General features: G+C 70.0%; 17 protein-coding genes. 8 read left to right on the plus strand and 9 right to left on the minus strand.

Features of this window, described 5'->3' with window-relative positions; genetic code table 11:
• Nucleotides 1–69 precede the first annotated feature (69 nt).
• Nucleotides 70–537, plus strand: a complete 468-nt coding sequence (locus BM214_RS04085; protein WP_090483943.1) for a protein YgfX — start codon at nt 70–72, stop codon at nt 535–537.
• 3 nt (nt 538–540) lie between these two features.
• Here BM214_RS04085 and BM214_RS04090 read toward each other — a convergent pair whose 3' ends face one another.
• From BM214_RS04090 to BM214_RS04115, 6 genes are all read right to left on the minus strand, one after another.
• Nucleotides 541–798 (minus strand): FAD assembly factor SdhE, encoded by a 258-nt coding sequence (locus tag BM214_RS04090; RefSeq protein WP_090483944.1) that lies wholly within the window; start codon nt 796–798, stop codon nt 541–543.
• Between the two features lie 16 nt (nt 799–814).
• The gene (locus tag BM214_RS04095; protein WP_090483945.1) at nt 815–1,597 is read right to left on the minus strand and encodes a succinate dehydrogenase iron-sulfur subunit; all 783 of its coding nucleotides are present in this window, start codon (nt 1,595–1,597) and stop codon (nt 815–817) included.
• A 27-nt stretch (nt 1,598–1,624) separates the two neighbouring features.
• A complete protein-coding gene (gene sdhA, locus BM214_RS04100; RefSeq protein WP_177217574.1) occupies nt 1,625–3,415 on the minus strand; it encodes a succinate dehydrogenase flavoprotein subunit in 1,791 nt (596 codons plus the stop codon).
• Nucleotides 3,416–3,419: 4 nt separating this feature from the next.
• Nucleotides 3,420–3,803, minus strand: coding sequence for a succinate dehydrogenase, hydrophobic membrane anchor protein (gene sdhD, locus BM214_RS04105; RefSeq protein ID WP_090483947.1), 384 nt, complete (start codon nt 3,801–3,803; stop codon nt 3,420–3,422).
• Nucleotides 3,800–4,222, minus strand: coding sequence for a succinate dehydrogenase, cytochrome b556 subunit (gene sdhC, locus BM214_RS04110; RefSeq protein WP_090483948.1), 423 nt, complete (start codon nt 4,220–4,222; stop codon nt 3,800–3,802). The genes sdhD and sdhC overlap by 4 nt, the downstream gene beginning before the upstream one ends.
• Before the next feature lie 259 nt (nt 4,223–4,481).
• Nucleotides 4,482–6,116: an alpha-D-glucose phosphate-specific phosphoglucomutase gene (locus tag BM214_RS04115; RefSeq protein ID WP_090483949.1), complete on the minus strand. Its 1,635-nt coding sequence runs from the start codon at nt 6,114–6,116 to the stop codon at nt 4,482–4,484.
• Between the two features lie 120 nt (nt 6,117–6,236).
• On the opposite strand from BM214_RS04115, the gene BM214_RS04120 reads away from it, so the two are divergent.
• Nucleotides 6,237–6,689, plus strand: coding sequence for a DUF1249 domain-containing protein (locus BM214_RS04120; RefSeq protein ID WP_090483950.1), 453 nt, complete (start codon nt 6,237–6,239; stop codon nt 6,687–6,689).
• 279 nt (nt 6,690–6,968) lie between these two features.
• Entirely contained in the window at nt 6,969–7,457 is a 489-nt protein-coding gene (locus BM214_RS04125; protein WP_090483951.1) for a Fe-S cluster assembly transcription factor, read from the plus strand.
• A gap of 45 nt (nt 7,458–7,502) precedes the next feature.
• On the opposite strand, the gene BM214_RS04130 is transcribed toward BM214_RS04125, so the two are convergent.
• The 3 genes from BM214_RS04130 to BM214_RS04140 are packed head-to-tail and all read right to left on the minus strand — an operon-like array spanning nt 7,503 to nt 11,456.
• Nucleotides 7,503–9,518 (minus strand): transglutaminase TgpA family protein, encoded by a 2,016-nt coding sequence (locus BM214_RS04130; protein ID WP_090483952.1) that lies wholly within the window; start codon nt 9,516–9,518, stop codon nt 7,503–7,505.
• Complete coding sequence (locus tag BM214_RS04135) at nt 9,515–10,510, minus strand: DUF58 domain-containing protein (protein ID WP_177217575.1); 996 nt, start codon at nt 10,508–10,510, stop codon at nt 9,515–9,517. Before BM214_RS04135 ends, BM214_RS04130 begins: the two co-directional genes overlap by 4 nt.
• 1 nt (nt 10,511) lies before the next feature.
• On the minus strand, nt 10,512–11,456 hold the full coding sequence (locus tag BM214_RS04140) for an AAA family ATPase (RefSeq protein ID WP_425319154.1): 945 nt from the start codon (nt 11,454–11,456) through the stop codon (nt 10,512–10,514).
• Between the two features lie 96 nt (nt 11,457–11,552).
• Here BM214_RS04140 and BM214_RS04145 point away from each other — a divergent pair, with 96 nt between their 5' ends.
• Genes BM214_RS04145 through acuI form a run of 5 tightly spaced genes read left to right on the plus strand, consistent with a single transcriptional unit; the run spans nt 11,553 to nt 16,127 of the window.
• Nucleotides 11,553–12,677, plus strand: coding sequence for an ABC transporter permease (locus BM214_RS04145; RefSeq protein ID WP_090483954.1), 1,125 nt, complete (start codon nt 11,553–11,555; stop codon nt 12,675–12,677).
• Nucleotides 12,678–13,454 carry an ABC transporter ATP-binding protein gene (locus BM214_RS04150; RefSeq protein ID WP_090483955.1) on the plus strand — a complete coding sequence of 259 codons (777 nt, stop codon included), beginning with the start codon at nt 12,678–12,680 and terminating at the stop codon, nt 13,452–13,454.
• Nucleotides 13,451–14,452, plus strand: a complete 1,002-nt coding sequence (locus tag BM214_RS04155) for an MlaD family protein (protein ID WP_090483956.1) — start codon at nt 13,451–13,453, stop codon at nt 14,450–14,452. Before BM214_RS04150 ends, BM214_RS04155 begins: the two co-directional genes overlap by 4 nt.
• The gene (locus BM214_RS04160) at nt 14,449–15,114 is read left to right on the plus strand and encodes a PqiC family protein (protein ID WP_090483957.1); all 666 of its coding nucleotides are present in this window, start codon (nt 14,449–14,451) and stop codon (nt 15,112–15,114) included. Before BM214_RS04155 ends, BM214_RS04160 begins: the two co-directional genes overlap by 4 nt.
• A 26-nt stretch (nt 15,115–15,140) precedes the next feature.
• Entirely contained in the window at nt 15,141–16,127 is a 987-nt protein-coding gene (acuI, locus tag BM214_RS04165) for an acrylyl-CoA reductase (NADPH) (RefSeq protein ID WP_090483958.1), read from the plus strand.
• Nucleotides 16,128–16,134: the final 7 nt, after the last annotated feature.

A 16,134-nucleotide genomic window follows, 5' to 3' on the forward strand; every position in this document is an offset into this window, starting at 1 on the left:
TCTGGATCAATAACTGTCTGTTTCTCTGACTGAAACGCTAAGGAATGGGGCGGTGATGCAGGCGGGGGGATGGCGGTGGCAGCGTATCCGGCGGGGCTGAGGGTGGACGTGGGGATCTCCCGGGTCCTGCTGGCGGGGTTGTGCGCGTTGCATGTGGGCGCCGCGCTGGCCCTGGGGGTAAGTGCCCTTCCGGCCTGGCTGCGCGCGGTGGGGCTTGCCCTGGTGGCGGTGAGCCTGGTGCGGGAGTGGCTACGGCATGCGGGGCCGGGGCGTATCACCGCCATCGGCCATGACCCCAGCGGGGGCTGGTGGCTGGAGAGGGGCGGTCGCCGCCAGGAGGTTGCGGTGCTGCCGGAGACCACCCTGCTCCCGGGGTGTGTGCTGTTGTGCCTGCGGGACGCCCGCGGACGCCACCGGCGCTGCCCGCTCCTGGCGGATGCCGTTGAGCGCCATGCACTGCGCCGGTTGCGGGGGCGTCTGCGTACGGGCGGCGGTGGGGGGGATCCTGAGGGGGCCGCCCCGAAGGACCCGGGGTAGGCCTCAGGGGGCGGAGCTACCCCGTACGAAGGCGGAGCGCACCCGCGCCACGATGGGGGCCAGCTCCGCCACCTCCACCTCCTCGCCATAGAGCAGCCAGCGCTGCAGGTCGGCGTCCTCCCGCTGCAGCAGGGCCTCCAGGGCCCGGCGCTGGTGGGCATCCAGCCCCGCCCAGTGGGCGTGGAGGAAGCGCTCCAGCATCAGGTCCAGTTCCTTGGTGCCCCGCCGGCAGCGCCACAATAGGACGGAGGGGGCGTTCATGGCCTGGCTCTTTGCGTCACTTGCGCAGCACCAACTGCTTCTTGATCTCGGCGATGGCCAGACCGGGGTTCAGGCCCTTGGGGCAGGTGCGGGTGCAGTTCATGATGGTGTGGCAGCGGAAGACCTTGAATGCGTCATCCAGTTCATCCAGTCGTTCACCCGTGGCCTCGTCCCGGGAATCGGCGATCCAGCGGTAGGCCTGCAGCAGGGTGGCGGGGCCCAGGTAACGGTCCCCGTTCCACCAGTAGCTGGGGCAGCTGGTGGAGCAGCAGGCGCAGAGGATGCACTCGTAGAGCCCGTCCAGTTTGAGCCGGTCCTCCTTGGACTGCAGCCGTTCCCGGTCCGGCGGCGCCGGGGTCTCGGTCTGCAGCCAGGGCTTGATGGAGGCGTACTGGGCGTAGAAGTGGGTCATCTCCGGGATCAGGTCCTTGACCACCTCCATGTGGGGCAGGGGGTAGATGCGCACATCCCCCTTGATCTCGGCGATGGGCTTGGTGCAGGCCAGGGTGTTGGTGCCATCGATGTTCATGGCGCACGAGCCGCAGATGCCCTCGCGGCAGGAGCGGCGGAAGGCCAGGGTGGGGTCGATCTCCTCCTTGATCTTGATCAGGGCATCCAGGACCATGGGCCCGCAGCTGTCCATGTCCACCTCGTAGGTGTCGATGCGCGGGTTGTCCTCGGTCTCCGGGTTCCAGCGGTAGATCTTGAAGCGCTTGATGTTCTCGCTGGAGGCGCCCTCGGCCTTGAAGGTCATGCCCTCCTTGACGCGGGATTGGATCGGCAGTACGAACTGGGCCATGGTCTTGCGTTCTCCTGAGTCGGCGGATCAGTAGACCCGCGCCTTGGGCGGGACGACGTCCACATCGTCGCTGAGCGTGTACATGTGCACCGGGCGGTAGTCCAGTTTTACCCGGCCCTGGTGATCCACCCAGGAGAGGGTGTGCTTCATCCAGTGCTCGTCATCGCGCTCCGGGTGGTCCTCCCGGGCGTGGGCCCCGCGGCTCTCCTCGCGGTTGAGGGCGGAGCGGATGGTGGCCACGGCGCAGCCCAGCAGGTTCTCCAGTTCCAGGGTCTCCATCAGGTCCAGGTTCCACACCAGGGAGCGGTCGCTCACGTGGACCTCGGCGAAGGAGTCCATGATCTCGTCCATGCGCTCGCAGCCCTCTTTCAGGGTCTCGCCCGTGCGGAACACGGCGGCGTAACGCTGCATGGTGTGCTGCATGTCCTTGCGGATGCTGGCGGTGGGACGGTTGCCGTTGGCGTTGCGCAGCCGGTCCAGGCGCTCCAGGGCGGGGTCGGCGGCCCCGTCCGGCAGCGGCCGCACATCGGCGCCGATGCCGGAGACGATCTCCGCGGCGCGGTGGGCGGCGGCGCGGCCGAAGACCACCAGGTCCAGCAGGGAGTTGGAGCCCAGGCGGTTGGCGCCGTGCACGGACACGCAGGCCGCCTCGCCGATGGCCATGAGCCCCGGCACCACGCGGTCGGGGTCCCCGTCCTTGAGGGTGAGCACCTCGCCGTGGTGGTTGGTGGGGATGCCCCCCATGTTGTAGTGCACCGTGGGCAGCACCGGGATGGGTTCGCGGCTGACGTCCACACCGGCGAAGATCTTGGCCGTTTCGGCGATGCCCGGCAGACGCTCGTGGATCACCTCGGGCCCCAGGTGCTCCAGGTGCAGATGGATATGGTCCTGCTTCGGGCCCACCCCGCGGCCCTCGTTGATCTCGATGGTCATGGAGCGGGAGACCACGTCCCGGGAGGCCAGGTCCTTGGCGTTGGGGGCGTAGCGTTCCATGAACCGCTCCCCCTTGGCGTTGGTGAGATAGCCGCCCTCGCCGCGCACCCCCTCGGTGATGAGGCAGCCGGCGCCGTAGATACCGGTGGGGTGGAACTGCACGAACTCCATGTCCTGCAGGGGCAGGCCGGCGCGCAGCACCATGCCGTTGCCGTCGCCGGTGCAGGTGTGGGCCGAGGTGCAGGAGAAGTAGCTGCGCCCGTAGCCGCCGGTGGCCAGCACCACCAGGTGGGCGTTGAAGCGGTGGATGGTCCCCTCCAGCAGGTTCAGGGCCATGACGCCGCGGCAGGTCTCCCCGTCCATGATCAGGTCGGTGGCGAAGTACTCCACGAAGAACTCCGCCTGGTGGCGCAGGGCCTGCTGGTAGAGGGTGTGCAGGATGGCGTGGCCGGTGCGGTCGGCGGCGGCGCAGGTGCGCTGGGCGCGGCCCTCGCCGAAGTGGGTGGTCATGCCGCCGAAGGGCCGCTGGTAGATGCGCCCGTCGTCGGTGCGGGAGAAGGGCACGCCGTAGTGCTCCAGCTCGATGATGGCCGGGGCCGCCTCGCGGCACATGTACTCGATGGCGTCCTGGTCACCGAGCCAGTCGGAGCCCTTGACGGTGTCGTACATGTGCCAGCGCCAGTCGTCCTCGCCCATGTTGCCCAGGGCCGCGGAGATGCCCCCCTGGGCGGCCACGGTGTGGCTGCGGGTGGGGAAAACCTTGGTGACGCAGGCGGTCTTCAGGCCCTTTTCCGCCATGCCGAAGGTGGCGCGCAGGCCGGCGCCGCCGGCCCCCACCACCACCACGTCGTAGGCATGGTCGATGATCTTGTAGTCGCCCTTCATCAAATCAGCTCCCGAAAGCAATGCGGAATATGGCGACGATCCCGGTCACCGCCAGCAGGATCAGGGCGAATTTCACGGCGATGAGCGTCGCGAACTTCAGCCCGGCGTGGTGCACGTAGTCCTCGATGATCACCTGCAGGCCCATGTTGGCGTGGAAGAAGAGGGTGGCCACGGCCAGGATCATCAGGGCCGTGTTCAGCGGGAAGGCCAGCCAGGCGGTCACGGTGGCGTGATCTGCCCCGGCCAGGGCGGCCAGGCTGAACATGAGCCACAGCATGAGCGGCACCATGGCCACGGAACTCAGACGCATGACCCACCAGTGATGGGAACCCTCCCCGGTGGAGCCCCAACCCCGGGCCCGGCCCAGCGGTGAACGCAGACTGCTCATGACAGCACCCCCTTCCAAAGCGATTGGATCAGACCCACACTCCACAGCGCCACGAACCAGAAGGCCAGGGTGAGCAGCAGGGCGATGAACAAGGCGATGCCGCCGCTGCGGTAGACCGAGCGGATGTCCAGCCCGCAGGCCGTGTCCCAGACCAGGTGACGCACGCCGGTGCACAGGTGATAGAAGATGGATCCGCTGATGCCCACCACCACCAACACCCCGAACCAGCTATGCAGCAGGCCCTGGGCCGTGGCGTAGGCCTGCGGTCCGGCGGACACGGCCCAGAGCCAGTAGATCAGGATCACGCTGGCCACGCTCAACGCCCCGCCGGTGCCGCGGTGGAACACCGACAGGACGGAGGTGAGCTGTGGGCGGTAGACCTGCAGATGCGGTGAAAGCGGCCGTGGATGCTTGGGCATGGATCGTGTGCTCCGCTTGGGTGTCCCGCCCCGGGGCGGGTGAACGTCAACGGGGTCCCGGGGCGGCTGCCGGGGGACCATGGGGTGTCTCGGGTCGGTTGGACCTAGGCGCGCCGGGCCCCGGTGGTACCGGGGTGGCCTGTCGCGGTGCATCAAGCGGTCTTATAGATATCAGGTCTGTCCTTAACCTGCAAGGCAAGGCCTTGATTTTACTTTTCATTATAAGGTTTTGCCGGATTGCCCGCCGCGGCCCGGGGGTTCAGGTGACCACGTCCGGGGCCTCCCGTCCGGTGTGGCCCGGGATGTCGGCCACCTCCCGGGCCACCGCCAGCAGCGGCTCCAGGGCCGTCTGGGCCGTGTCGCCGTGTCTTGCGGCATCCGCCTCGAAGCGCTCGGCATAGACCCGCAGGGTGGCGCCGGAGGTGCCGGTGCCGGAGAGGCGAAAGACCAGCCGCGCCGTGTCCCCGAACAACAGCCGGATGCCCTGGCCCCGGGCCTGGCTGCCGTCCACCGGATCGGTGTAGGCGAAATCGTCGGCGTGGGTCACCGTGTAATCCCCCAGGCGCTGCCCCGGCAGGGTATCCAGGCGCCGGCGCAGGGCCTGCATCAGGGCCCGGGCCCCGTCCTCCTGCAGGCCCTCGTAGTCGTGCCGGGTGTAGAAGTCGCGGCCAAAGCGGCGCCAGTGGTCGCGCACGATGGCCTCCACCGACTCCCGCCGCGCCGCCAGCAGGTCGAGCCAGAAGAGCACGGCCCAGAGGCCGTCCTTCTCGCGCACATGGTCCGAGCCGGTGCCAAAGCTCTCCTCACCGCAGAGGGTGACGCGCCCGGCATCCAGCAGGTTGCCGAAGAACTTCCAGCCGGTGGGGGTCTCGAAGGCCTCCACCCCCAGCGCCCGGGCCACCCGGTCCGCCGCGCGGCTGGTAGGCATGGAACGGGCGATACCGGCGATGCCCCGGGCATACCCCGGCACCCGGTGGGCATTGGCCGCCAGCACCGCCAGGCTGTCGCTGGGGGTGACGAAGAAGTTCCGACCCAGGATCATGTTGCGGTCCCCATCACCGTCGGAGGCAGCCCCGAAGTCGGGCCCGTCCGGCGCCGCCATGGCCTGCACCAGGTCCTGGGCATGGACCAGGTTGGGGTCCGGATGCCCGCCGCCGAAATCCGGCAGGGGATCGGCCCTCACCACCGTGCCCTTCGGTGCCCCCAGCATCTCCTCCAGGATGCGCCGGGCGTAGGGCCCGGTGACGGCTTGCATGGCATCGAAGCGCATGGAGAAGCGCCCCTCCGTGAACAGGGCGCGCATGCGGTCGAAATCGAACAGGGACTGCATGAGCTCGGCATAGTCGTCCACCGGATCCACGATCGAGACGGTCATGGGGCCCACCTGGATCCTCCCCAAGCGGTCGATGTCCACCTCCGGCATCTCGGCGATGCGGTAGTGCTCCAGTTCGCAGGCCCGGGCATGGATGGCCTCGGTCACCCGCTCCGGAGCGGGCCCGCCGTTGGGGGTGTTGAATTTGATGCCGAAGTCCTCGTCGGGGCCGCCGGGGTTGTGGCTGGCGGAGAGGATGATCCCCCCCTGGGTGCGGTACTTGCGGATCAGACAGGAGGCGGCCGGTGTGGACAGGATCCCGCCGCGTCCCAGCAGCACCCGGGAGACGCCGTTGGCCACCGCCATGCGCAGGATGACCTGGATGGCCTCGCGGTTGTAGTAGCGACCGTCCCCCCCCAGCACCAGGGTGCCGCCGTGCAGATCCGGGCGGGCGTCGAATACCGCCTGCACGAAGTTTTCCAGGTAATGGGGCGTGCGCATCACCGACACCTTCTTGCGCAGGCCGGAGGTGCCGGGTTTCTGATCGGTGAAGGGGGTGGTCTGGACGCGATGGATCTTCATGCTCGATGCAACGCCTCTGGATCGGATGGACGGGCTGCGGCTTCCCACCGGGACAGGGCCGCGCAAACCCGTCTAACTTAGCAAAGACGGCCCGGCCTGTCCCTGTGCTACCATCCCGCCATGCTGGTCGAAGCCCACACACCCGCCTATCTGGACCCGCTGCCCAGCAGCTTCGCGGCGCTGATGGATCTGTACGAGGCGAACTACATCCGCCTGCGGCAGCTGTGCCCCGATCCCCGGTCCATCCAGGGCCCCCGCGTCTCCCGCGTCCCGGGGGCCATGGACCTGCATCTCCAGGTCCTGGAATGCTGCCCCTATACCACCACCCTGTGTCTCACCTACCGCTTCGAGGCCGACGGCGAACGCCCGGCCCGGCGCAGCCCCAACCTGCGGGTGCGCATGTACCACGACGCCCGCCAGGCGGAGGTCCTGGGCCGTCATAGCCGCAGCGGCGAGGAACTGAGCCTGGTGGATCATCCCGACTGGAAGACCTTGCAGATGCGCTGGCGCTTCAACCGCTTCCTGTACAAGTGGCTGGGCTACTGCCTGCGCCAGGGACACCGCTTCGACTAGGGATCCGCCATGCCACGTTGGCCCGGGGAGGTATCCCCGGAAGGGGTGCACGCCGCAGGGAAGCGGCGCGCAAGCCTCCATGGATGGATGCACGGCGTCCCCTGGAGGGGAGCCTCCCCGGCCCAACCCGCCACCAGGACCCGCCACCAGGAACCCCAAGGATCCCTGCGGAATTTTGTGTCTGCATACTTGACTAATCGGATAGGGAATTGTAAAACGAGTCTAAACCCGCCCGGTGAACGGGCCGGGATGCGAGCCGAACACCCCAGGAGGGACATCATGAAACTCTCGACCAAGAGCCGATATGCCGTCACGGCCATGCTGGACCTGGCCATCCACGACGAGACCGGGCCCGTGACCCTGGCGGACATCTCCCAGTCCCAGGGGATCTCCCTGTCCTACCTGGAACAACTCTTCGCCAAGCTGCGCCGGGACGGGTTGGTGGAGGGCGTGCGCGGGCCCGGCGGGGGGTATCGTCTCTCCCGCCCCGCGAATCAGATCAGCGTGGCCCGCATCATTCAGGCGGTGGATGACAGCGTGCAGATGACCCGCTGTGAGGGCCGGGGGGATTGCCAGCACGGCGAGCGCTGCCTTACCCACGAACTATGGGAGGACCTGAGCCGGCAGCTGTATGCCTTCCTGGATGGCATGACCCTGGACCAGTTCGCCGACCGTCCCGAGGTGCAGACGGCCGCCCGCAACGAAGTCCGTCACCGGCGTCCGGCACGTCCAGCACAGGGGCTCCCACTGGGACGCAACGCCGCCTGAGGAGGCGCCCATGGATCCGTCTGGATCCTGGGCGGCGATCCCGGATCAACCCGGGCGCCGGAATTGGCGGTATAGGGCCGCACCCCGTCCCGGAAGCGCCCGCAGGTGCCCGCGCAGGCGGGCAAAGCGGGCGGGATCGGGCTGCGGCCCGTAACGCAGGCGGTTGTACTCCTCGGCAAAGCCCGCCACCGGACCGGCCAGTTCCGGGCGTTCCCGGGTCACCCTCCGGGCGAAATCCGGCAGGGGTTCGTGGGGTGCCCGCGGCACCCCGAGCCGGGCCAGGCGGCGGTCGAAACGGGTCTGCAGGCGTCCCAGGGGATCTCTCATCGGCAGACGGTTGCGCCACAGGAAGATGCCGGCGAACAGGGTCAGCACGAGGCCGGTGGCGACGGCCATCAGCCCCACCAGGGCCCGCCAATCGGTCCCGTCCAGACCCAGACGCGCCAGCAGTTCCCGCTGGCGCTCCGGGCCGAAGGCCAGCACCCAGCCGTTCCAGTAGTAATTGAGGCTGTCCTGCCACAGGCCCAGCTGCAGACGCAGGTCGCCGAACCAATCGCCCCCCCGGCGCAGGAATGCCGGCACCGTGGTGTCCCCCGAGAAGGCCGCCCCCACCCCCGACTCGATGCGCTCCGGGGCCACCGCCCCGGTGGGATCCACCCGCGTCCAGCCCCGCCCCTGTAGCCAGACCTCCGTCCAGGCGTGGGCGTCCGACTGGCGCACCAGCAGGTAGTCCCCCGCCCGGTTGAAGGTCCCGCCCTGATAGCCGGTGACCACCCGCGCCGGGATCCCGGCGGCGCGCATGAGTACCGTAAAGGCCCCGGCATAGTGCTCGCAGAAGCCCGCTCGGGTCTCGAACAGGAACTGGTCCACCGCATCCCGGCGCAGCGGGGGCGGGGACAGGGTGTAGCGGAAGGGCGCCTGCCGGAAATGCCCCAGGGCCGCCTGTACTACGGCGGCATCGTCGCCCCCGTGGACCCGCCGCCAGGCCCGGGCCAGGGCCCGGGCCCGGGGCGCGGCGTCCCCGGGCAGGTCCAGGGCCGCTTCGCGCCGCGCCCCGGAGAGCAGGGGCTCCAGGGCCGCGCCGGGGCGCGAACGCACGCTGTAACGGATCACCTGCCGCACCGGCTCCCGGGAGACCAGGTAGCCATCGTCGGTGAGGCGCGCGTCCCGGGGCGCGGAAACGGGGACATCCAGGGCCAGCAGCCAGCGCTGGCCGTGGGGCTCCAGGCTCACGGTGTGTTCCAGGGTGTCCGCCTGCGGGGGGATCGCCGGTGGCGCCGGGGGCACCGCACCGGCCCGCCAGGTGCGCCCGTCATAGGCCCAGAACACCGGTCCGCGCCAGTAGCGCTGGGCGGCCCCGGGTATCTCCCCCGCAAAGGTGACCCGGAAGGCCGGGGCTTCGGACTGCAGCAGGCGGCTCACGGACCCCGGGCGCATGTGATCCGACAGGCCCGTGGTGGCCGCGGGTTCCTCCTCGGGCATGCTCCACAGGGGGCCCGGGATGCGCGGGAACAGGAAGAACAGGATCACCATCAGCGGCAGGGCCTGGGCCAGCATCAGCCCCGTGAGGCGGAGGGATTCCCCCCACGGCGGGCCGTTGTCCCCGGCGTTGACCCGCACCAGGGCGGCGGTGGTGGCGAACACCGCCAGCACCATATACAGGGCCAGGGGGATCTCCTGGGAGTAGAAGAAGTTGGTGATGACCACGAAGTAGCCCAGGAAGACCACGAGCATGGCATCCCGGAAGCGCCGCGTCTCCAGGAACTTCAACCCCGTCATGAGCACCAGCAGGGCCACCCCCGGGTCGCGCCCCGCCAGGGTGCCGTAGCGGGCCAGCACCAGCCCCGTGGCCGCCAGGGTGAGCCCCCCCAGCAGCCAGCGTCCGGGGGCCGGGACGCGTCCGGCGTGCACCAGCAGCCGCCAGCCCAGGGCCACTCCTGCCAGGGAGAGCACCCAGGGGGGCTGATGCCACCCGTGGGGTGCCAGGGCGATGAACAGGGCCGCCGCCAGGGCCGGCAGGGCGTGGGGGGGCAGGCGGTCCTCCGGGAGCGGCGCGCTCATGCCCCCTCCCGCCCGGGGGAATGGAAACGGGCCAGATGCTCCAGGCAGCGCCGCCGGTGGACCTCGCCCCGGGCCGGGGCCACCTCGATGCCGGGCAGGCGCAGGCCGAACTCCAGGTCCGCCCCGTGGGCCCGCAGCACCTGGTGGCAGAGCATGGACAGGCGGGTCTCCACATCCCCCGCCAGCAGGTCATCCCAGTCCAGCCAGAGCCGCCCGCCGCGGGGTTCGTGGAACTCCTTTACGTACAGGTTCCCCGTGCGCGCCAGGGCCTTCCAGTCCACCCGCCGGGGCGAATCCCCGGGGGTATAGCCCCGCAGCCCCGTGAACTCGCCGCCGGGCTGGCGGCTGGTGCGCGCCTCGTCCTTATCCGGCGCCCCGCCGCCCGCGGCATCCTCCACCGGCAGCGGGCGGGGATAGACCAGCACGTCCCCCTCCAGGTGGAGCCAGGACCAGGCCCGGAACAGGCCCAGGGGGTAGCGGGTGTGCAGCCGCAGCCGCCCCGGGCGCAGGATGCCCCGGCGGCGGGCGGGGATCGTCAGGGTCACCCGCGTATCCCCGTGGGCCGGTACGGCGAGGTCCCGGCCCGGGTGCCCCGGGGCCTCCAGGGTGAGTCCGCGCCGGGGGACGCGTCCGGGGTTGGCCACGCTGTAGGCCAGGCGGGCCGTCTCCCCGGCGAAGACCGGTTCGGCCGGCAGACGGGTGATGCGCAGCCCCAGGAGGTTGCGGTGGGTGTGCCACATGGCGTTGGACCCCAGGGCCGCCAGCAGGAAGGTGAGCAGGAAGGCCAGGCTGTTGCTGTAGTTGATGGCCCCCAGCAGCATCACCACCAGCACCCCGGCGAAGGTGTAGCCGTAGCGGGTGGGCAGGATGTAGATGCAGCGCCGGTCCAGGGTGACCTGGCGCACCCCGGCGGGCTGGCGCCGGGTGATCCAGGCGATGGCCCGCTCCCGCAGGGCGGTACGCATGCGGCCCGGTGGGGTCAAGGTCGGCATCTCAGGGCACCGGTACCGCCTCGACGAGGGCCTGGATCACCTCCGCCGCGGGCAGGGTGGGGGCCTCCACCGGGCGCAGGCGGTGGCCGCCCACGGCGGGCAGCACCGCCTGTACGTCCTCAGGCCGGACGTGATCGCGATGATCCACCAGGGCCCGGGCCTGGGCGGCCCGCATCAGGGCCAGGCCCGCCCGGGGGGAAAAGCCCGTCTGATAGCGTCCCGGTTCCCGGGTGTGCGCGATCAGGGCCTGCAGATAGTCCAGCAGGGCCTCGGAGACATGCACGCGCAGGACCTCCCGCTGCAGGTCCAGCAACTGGGTCTCCGTGATACGGGGTGTGAGATCCTCCAGCAGTTCCCGCCGGTCCCGGCCCTGGAGCAGGGCCCGTTCGGCGTCGTGGTCCGGGTACCCCAGATGGATGCGCATGAGGAAGCGGTCCAGCTGCGACTCCGGCAGGGGGAAGGTGCCGATCTGTTCCTGGGGGTTCTGAGTGGCGATGACGAAGAAGGGATCCGGCAGCGGGCGTGTGGTCCCTTCCACGGTGACCTGCTGCTCCTCCATGGCCTCCAGCAGGGCGCTCTGGGACTTGGGCGTGGCGCGGTTGATCTCGTCCGCCAGGATCACCTGGGAGAAGATGGGGCCAGGATGGAACTCGAATCGCTGGGCGCCGGTGTTGTACATGGATAACCCCAGGATGTCCGCCGGCAGCAGGTCGCTGGTGAACTGGATGCGCTGGAAGCCCAGCCCCAGGGTGCGGGCCAGGGCGTGGGCCAGGGTGGTCTTGCCCACCCCCGGCAGGTCCTCCACCAGCAGGTGCCCCCGGGCCAGCAGGCAGGTCAGGGCCAGGCGCACGGCCCCTTTCTTACCAAAGACCACGGTATTGAGCTGATCCAGGATGCCGTCGATGAGGGCGGCGGCGGAAGGGGGAGGGCTGCTGGCGGTGTTCACGGGAGGTTCCGCCCCGGCTGTTGAAGTGTGTCCCAGTCTGGCAAGCTATCCCTGCGGCTTCAATGCCCGCGTGGGCGCCGCGAGAGGAGACGCACGTTGCAGCAACAGGAGGGGTATCTGGAAACGGCGGCCACCGGGGAGGGGGGCTGCACCCTGCGCCTGGGCGGGCGCCTGGATGCCTACACCGTGGCCGATCTCTGGCCCCGGGCCCTGCAGGTGCTGGAGGACCATGGGCAGACCCCGCTGCAACTGGATGCGGAGGGGGTCACCTACTGCGACGGGGCCGGCGTGGCCCTGATCCTGGATCTGCTGCGCCGCCCGCGCACCGCCCCCGTGACCCTGGTGAACGTCCCCGATAAGGTGCAGCGTCTGCTGGCTCCCTTCGATGCGGCTGCCCTGGCCGCGCCGCCTCCGCCCCGGGCCCCGCGCCAGGGGGTGGGGCGGCGCCTGGGAGAGGCCATCCAGGGGCTGGGGCAGGGGCTGCACGCCCAGGTGGCCTTCATCGGCGAGACCACGGCGGCCCTGGTGCACGCCCTGCTGCATCCGCGCCAGGTGCGCTGGGCCGATGCCATCCTGATCGCCCGCCGCGCCGGGGCCGACGCCCTGCCCATCGTCGGCCTCATCGCCCTGCTTTTGGGGGTGATCCTGGCCTTCCAGTCGGCGGTGGCCATGAAGCAGTTCGGCGCCGAGATCTTCGTGGCCAACCTGGTGGCCCTGTCCCTGCTGCGGGAGCTGGGGCCCCTGATGACCGCCATCCTGCTGGCGGGCCGTTCCGCCTCGGCCTTCGCCGCCGAGATCGGCACCATGAAGGTGAACGAGGAGCTGGACGCCCTCACCACCATGGGCCTGGACCCGCTGCGCTTTCTGGTGGTGACCCGTATCCTGGCGGCGGTGCTGGTCACTCCCCTGCTCACCCTGTTCGCCGACCTGGTGGGGCTGGCGGGGGCGGCCCTGGTGCTGCTCACCTTCGATATCCCCCTGGTCACCTTCGTGAACCAGGTGTCCCAATCGGTGAGCCTCACCGATCTGGCGGGCGGACTGGTGAAGGCCGTCGTCTTCGGATTGCTGGTGGCCGGGGTGGGCTGCCTGCGGGGCCTGCAGACCCGCACCGGTGCCGCCGCCGTGGGGGAGTCCACCACCCGGGCGGTGGTGAGCGCCATCGTGCTCATCGTCGCCGTGGATGGCCTGTTCGCCGTGATCTATTTCCACCTGGGGATCTGAATGCCCGTGGACCCGTCCAAGAATGACCCGGTGATCCAGGTGCGGGATCTGACCCTGGGCTTCGGCGGCCGGCCGCTGCTGGAGCGGCTGAACTTTCAGGTCCAGGCCGGGGAGGTGTTCGTCCTCCTCGGCGGTTCCGGCAGCGGCAAGAGCACCCTGCTCAAGCATATGATCGGACTGTACGAGCCCATGGCCGGAGAGGTGCGCATCGGCGGCGAGGTCCTCACCGGCAGCGAGGGGGCGGCGCGCCGGCGTATCCTGCGGCGTTTCGGCGTGACGTACCAGTCCGGTGCCCTGTTCGGCTCCATGACCCTGCTGGAGAACGTGCGTCTGCCCCTGGAGGCCTACACCCGACTGTCCCGGGAGGCCATGGACCTGGTGGCGCGCCTCAATCTGCAACTGGTGGGCCTGGCCGGGTTCGAACACCACATGCCCGCCGAGATCTCCGGCGGCATGCAAAAGCGCGCCGCCATCGCCCGGGCCATGGCCCTGGACCCGGGCATCCTCTTCCTGGACGAGCCCTCCGCCGGTCTCGATCCCGTCACCTCGGCGGATCTGGACCGGCTGATCCTGCGCCTGAAGGACATCCTGGGGATGACCTTCGTGGTGGTGACCCACGAACTGCCCAGCATCTTCGCCATCGCCGACCGGGTGATCATGCTGGACCGGGAGAGCCGGGGTATCATCGCCCAGGGACCGCCCGTGCAGTTGCGGGACCACGCCGAACACCCCTGGGTGCGGCGATTCTTCAACCGCGAAGCCACGGAGGCCGCTTGAGCACACGCGCCGGATATTTCCGCCTGGGACTCTTCATCGTCGCCACCGTGAGCGCGGGGGTGGCCCTTTTGCTGGTGCTGGGCATCGGCGCCCTGTTCCAGCCCAAGATGATGATGGAGACCTACTTCGATGAATCGGTCCAGGGCCTGGAGGTGGGGTCCCCGGTGAAGCTGCGGGGGGTGACCATCGGCGAGGTGAGCGAGATCACCTTCACCTATGCCCACTATCAGCAGGATCGGCCGGTGGCCGAACGGGACCACTACGTCATGGTGCGGGCCTGGCTGCGGCCGGACCTGCTCAGCACCCCGGAGACGCCGGCGGGGGAGGGGCTGGAGCGGTTCGTGGAGCGGGGGCTGCGGGTGCGCATGACGGCCCAGGGGGTGACGGGGATGAACTTCCTGGAACTGGACTACCTGGACGCGAAGGGGGCGGAACCCATCCGGGTCTCCTGGGAACCGGAGCATATCTACGTGCCCTCGGCCCCCAGTACCATGACCCAGTTCCTGCAATATGCCGACAACATCATGCGCCGGGTGAACCGGCTGGATGTGGAGTCCATCCTCACCCACTTCGACGAGTTCCTGGTGCATCTCAACACCATGGCCGAGGAACTGGACGATCAGGATCTGGGGCGTCAGCTGGGGGACACCCTGGGGCGCCTGGATCAACTGCTGATCCGGGTGCAGTCCCTGGCCGATTCCCCAGAACTGGCCCGTATCCCGGAGGATCTGGGGGTGGCCGCCCATAATCTGCGCGAATTCAGCGAGGATCCGCAGTTGCAGGATGCCGTGGCGGACATGGCGTCCACCCTGGAGACCCTGGAACGCACCCTGGGGCGTACCGACGCCCTCATGGCCGCCCAGGAGGAGGACGTGGCCGTGACCCTGGACAACCTGCGCAGGATCACCGATGAGCTCCGCGCCTTTACCGAGGACCTGCGGCGACATCCCGGTATGATCTGGAGCCGTGAACCCGACCCCCGGGAGCCTGCACGATGAATCCCCCCTGGAACCCCGCCACCCTGTGGTTGGGCCTTGCCCTGGCGTTGCTGCTGGCGGGCTGCTCCGTGGCCCCCCAGCGGGACGCCCCGGTGAAGTCCAGCTATCTCCTGGAGCCCCATCGCCCGGCCGGGGCCGAACAGGGGCCGGGCACGGGCCAGGCGGTGATCGCCGGCGTGCGGGTGGCCCCCGCGTTCTCCGGCCGGGGCCTGGTGCGGCGCCTGGGGCAGGGGCGCTACCGGTCCGATTTCTACCATGAATGGTTCACCCCGGTGCGCGACCAGGTGGATACCGCCACCGGGGACTGGCTGCGCCGGGGCGGCGTCTTCGCCGCCGTGCTGCCCCGCAGCCTCCTGCGCCAGGCGGACTTCCGCCTGGATCTGGTGGTCACGGACCTGTATGGTGATTTTGCCGATCCGGCGCGGCCCGAGGCCGTGGCGGGGCTGCAGGTCTTTGTCGGCGATCTGCGTCCCTGCGCCCGTGAACGCGCGGTGAGGCCGCTGGAGTTCAAGGCGCGGGTCCCCCTGGAGGATGACCGCGCGCGCACCCTGGCGGCGGGACTCTCCCGCGCCCTGGGCCGGGTGTTGACCCACCTGGAGACACGGCTGCGGGACGACCATCCGGCACAGGCCCCTTGCCTCGACGGTGGACCGCGCCCCTGAGACCATCCCATCACCGGGAGATCCCCATGTACCGAGCCATCGTACTCGACAAGACGGACGCGGGCGTGCAGGCCCGGGTGCAGGAGCTGGACGAGGAGGGCCTGCCCCCCGGGGATGTCACCGTGCGCGTGGACTACTCCACCCTGAACTACAAGGACGGACTGGCCATCACCGGCCGCGCCCCCGTGGTGCGCCGCTATCCCATGGTGCCGGGGGTGGACCTGGCCGGTACCGTGGAGGCCAGCGAGCATCCCCGCTGGCGGCCGGGGGACCGGGTGATCCTCAACGGTTGGGGGGTGGGGGAGGACCACCCCGGCGGTCTGGCGCAGAAGGCGCGCCTGCGGGGGGACTGGCTGGTGCCCCTGCCGGAGGCCTTTACCCCGCGCCAGGCCATGGCCATTGGCACCGCCGGCTACACCGCCATGCTCTGTGTCATGGCCCTGGAGGAGAAGGGTCTGGATCCGGCCCAGGGGGAGGTCCTGGTGACCGGCGCCAGCGGCGGCGTGGGCAGTCTGGCGGTAGCGCTGCTGGCGGGCCGGGGCTATACGGTGGTGGCCTCCACCGGGCGCATGGCGGAGGCGGACCACCTCAAGGCCCTGGGGGCGGCCGAGGTGATGGACCGCGCCGCCCTGGCCGAACCCCCCGTGAAACCCCTGGGCAAGGCCCGCTGGGCGGGCGCGGTGGACACCGTGGGCAGTCATACCCTGGCCCATGTCCTGGCCACCACCCGCTACGGCGGCAGCGTCGCCGCCTGCGGTCTGGCCCAGGGCATGGATCTGCCCACCACCGTGGCCCCCTTCATCCTGCGGGGGGTGAGCCTGCTGGGGGTGGATAGCGTGCAGGCCCCCCTGGAGCGCCGGGAGACGGCCTGGCGCCGCCTGGCCCGGGAACTGGATCCGGACAAACTGGAGGCGGTGACCACGGAGGTGGCCCTGGCGCAGGTGATCCCCCTGGCGGAGCGCATCCTGGCGGGGCAGGTGCGGGGCCGCACCGTGGTGGACGTGAACCGCTGAGGGGGAT

The organism is Ectothiorhodospira mobilis (genome assembly GCF_900114895.1).
Lineage (GTDB): Bacteria > Pseudomonadota > Gammaproteobacteria > Ectothiorhodospirales > Ectothiorhodospiraceae > Ectothiorhodospira > Ectothiorhodospira mobilis_A.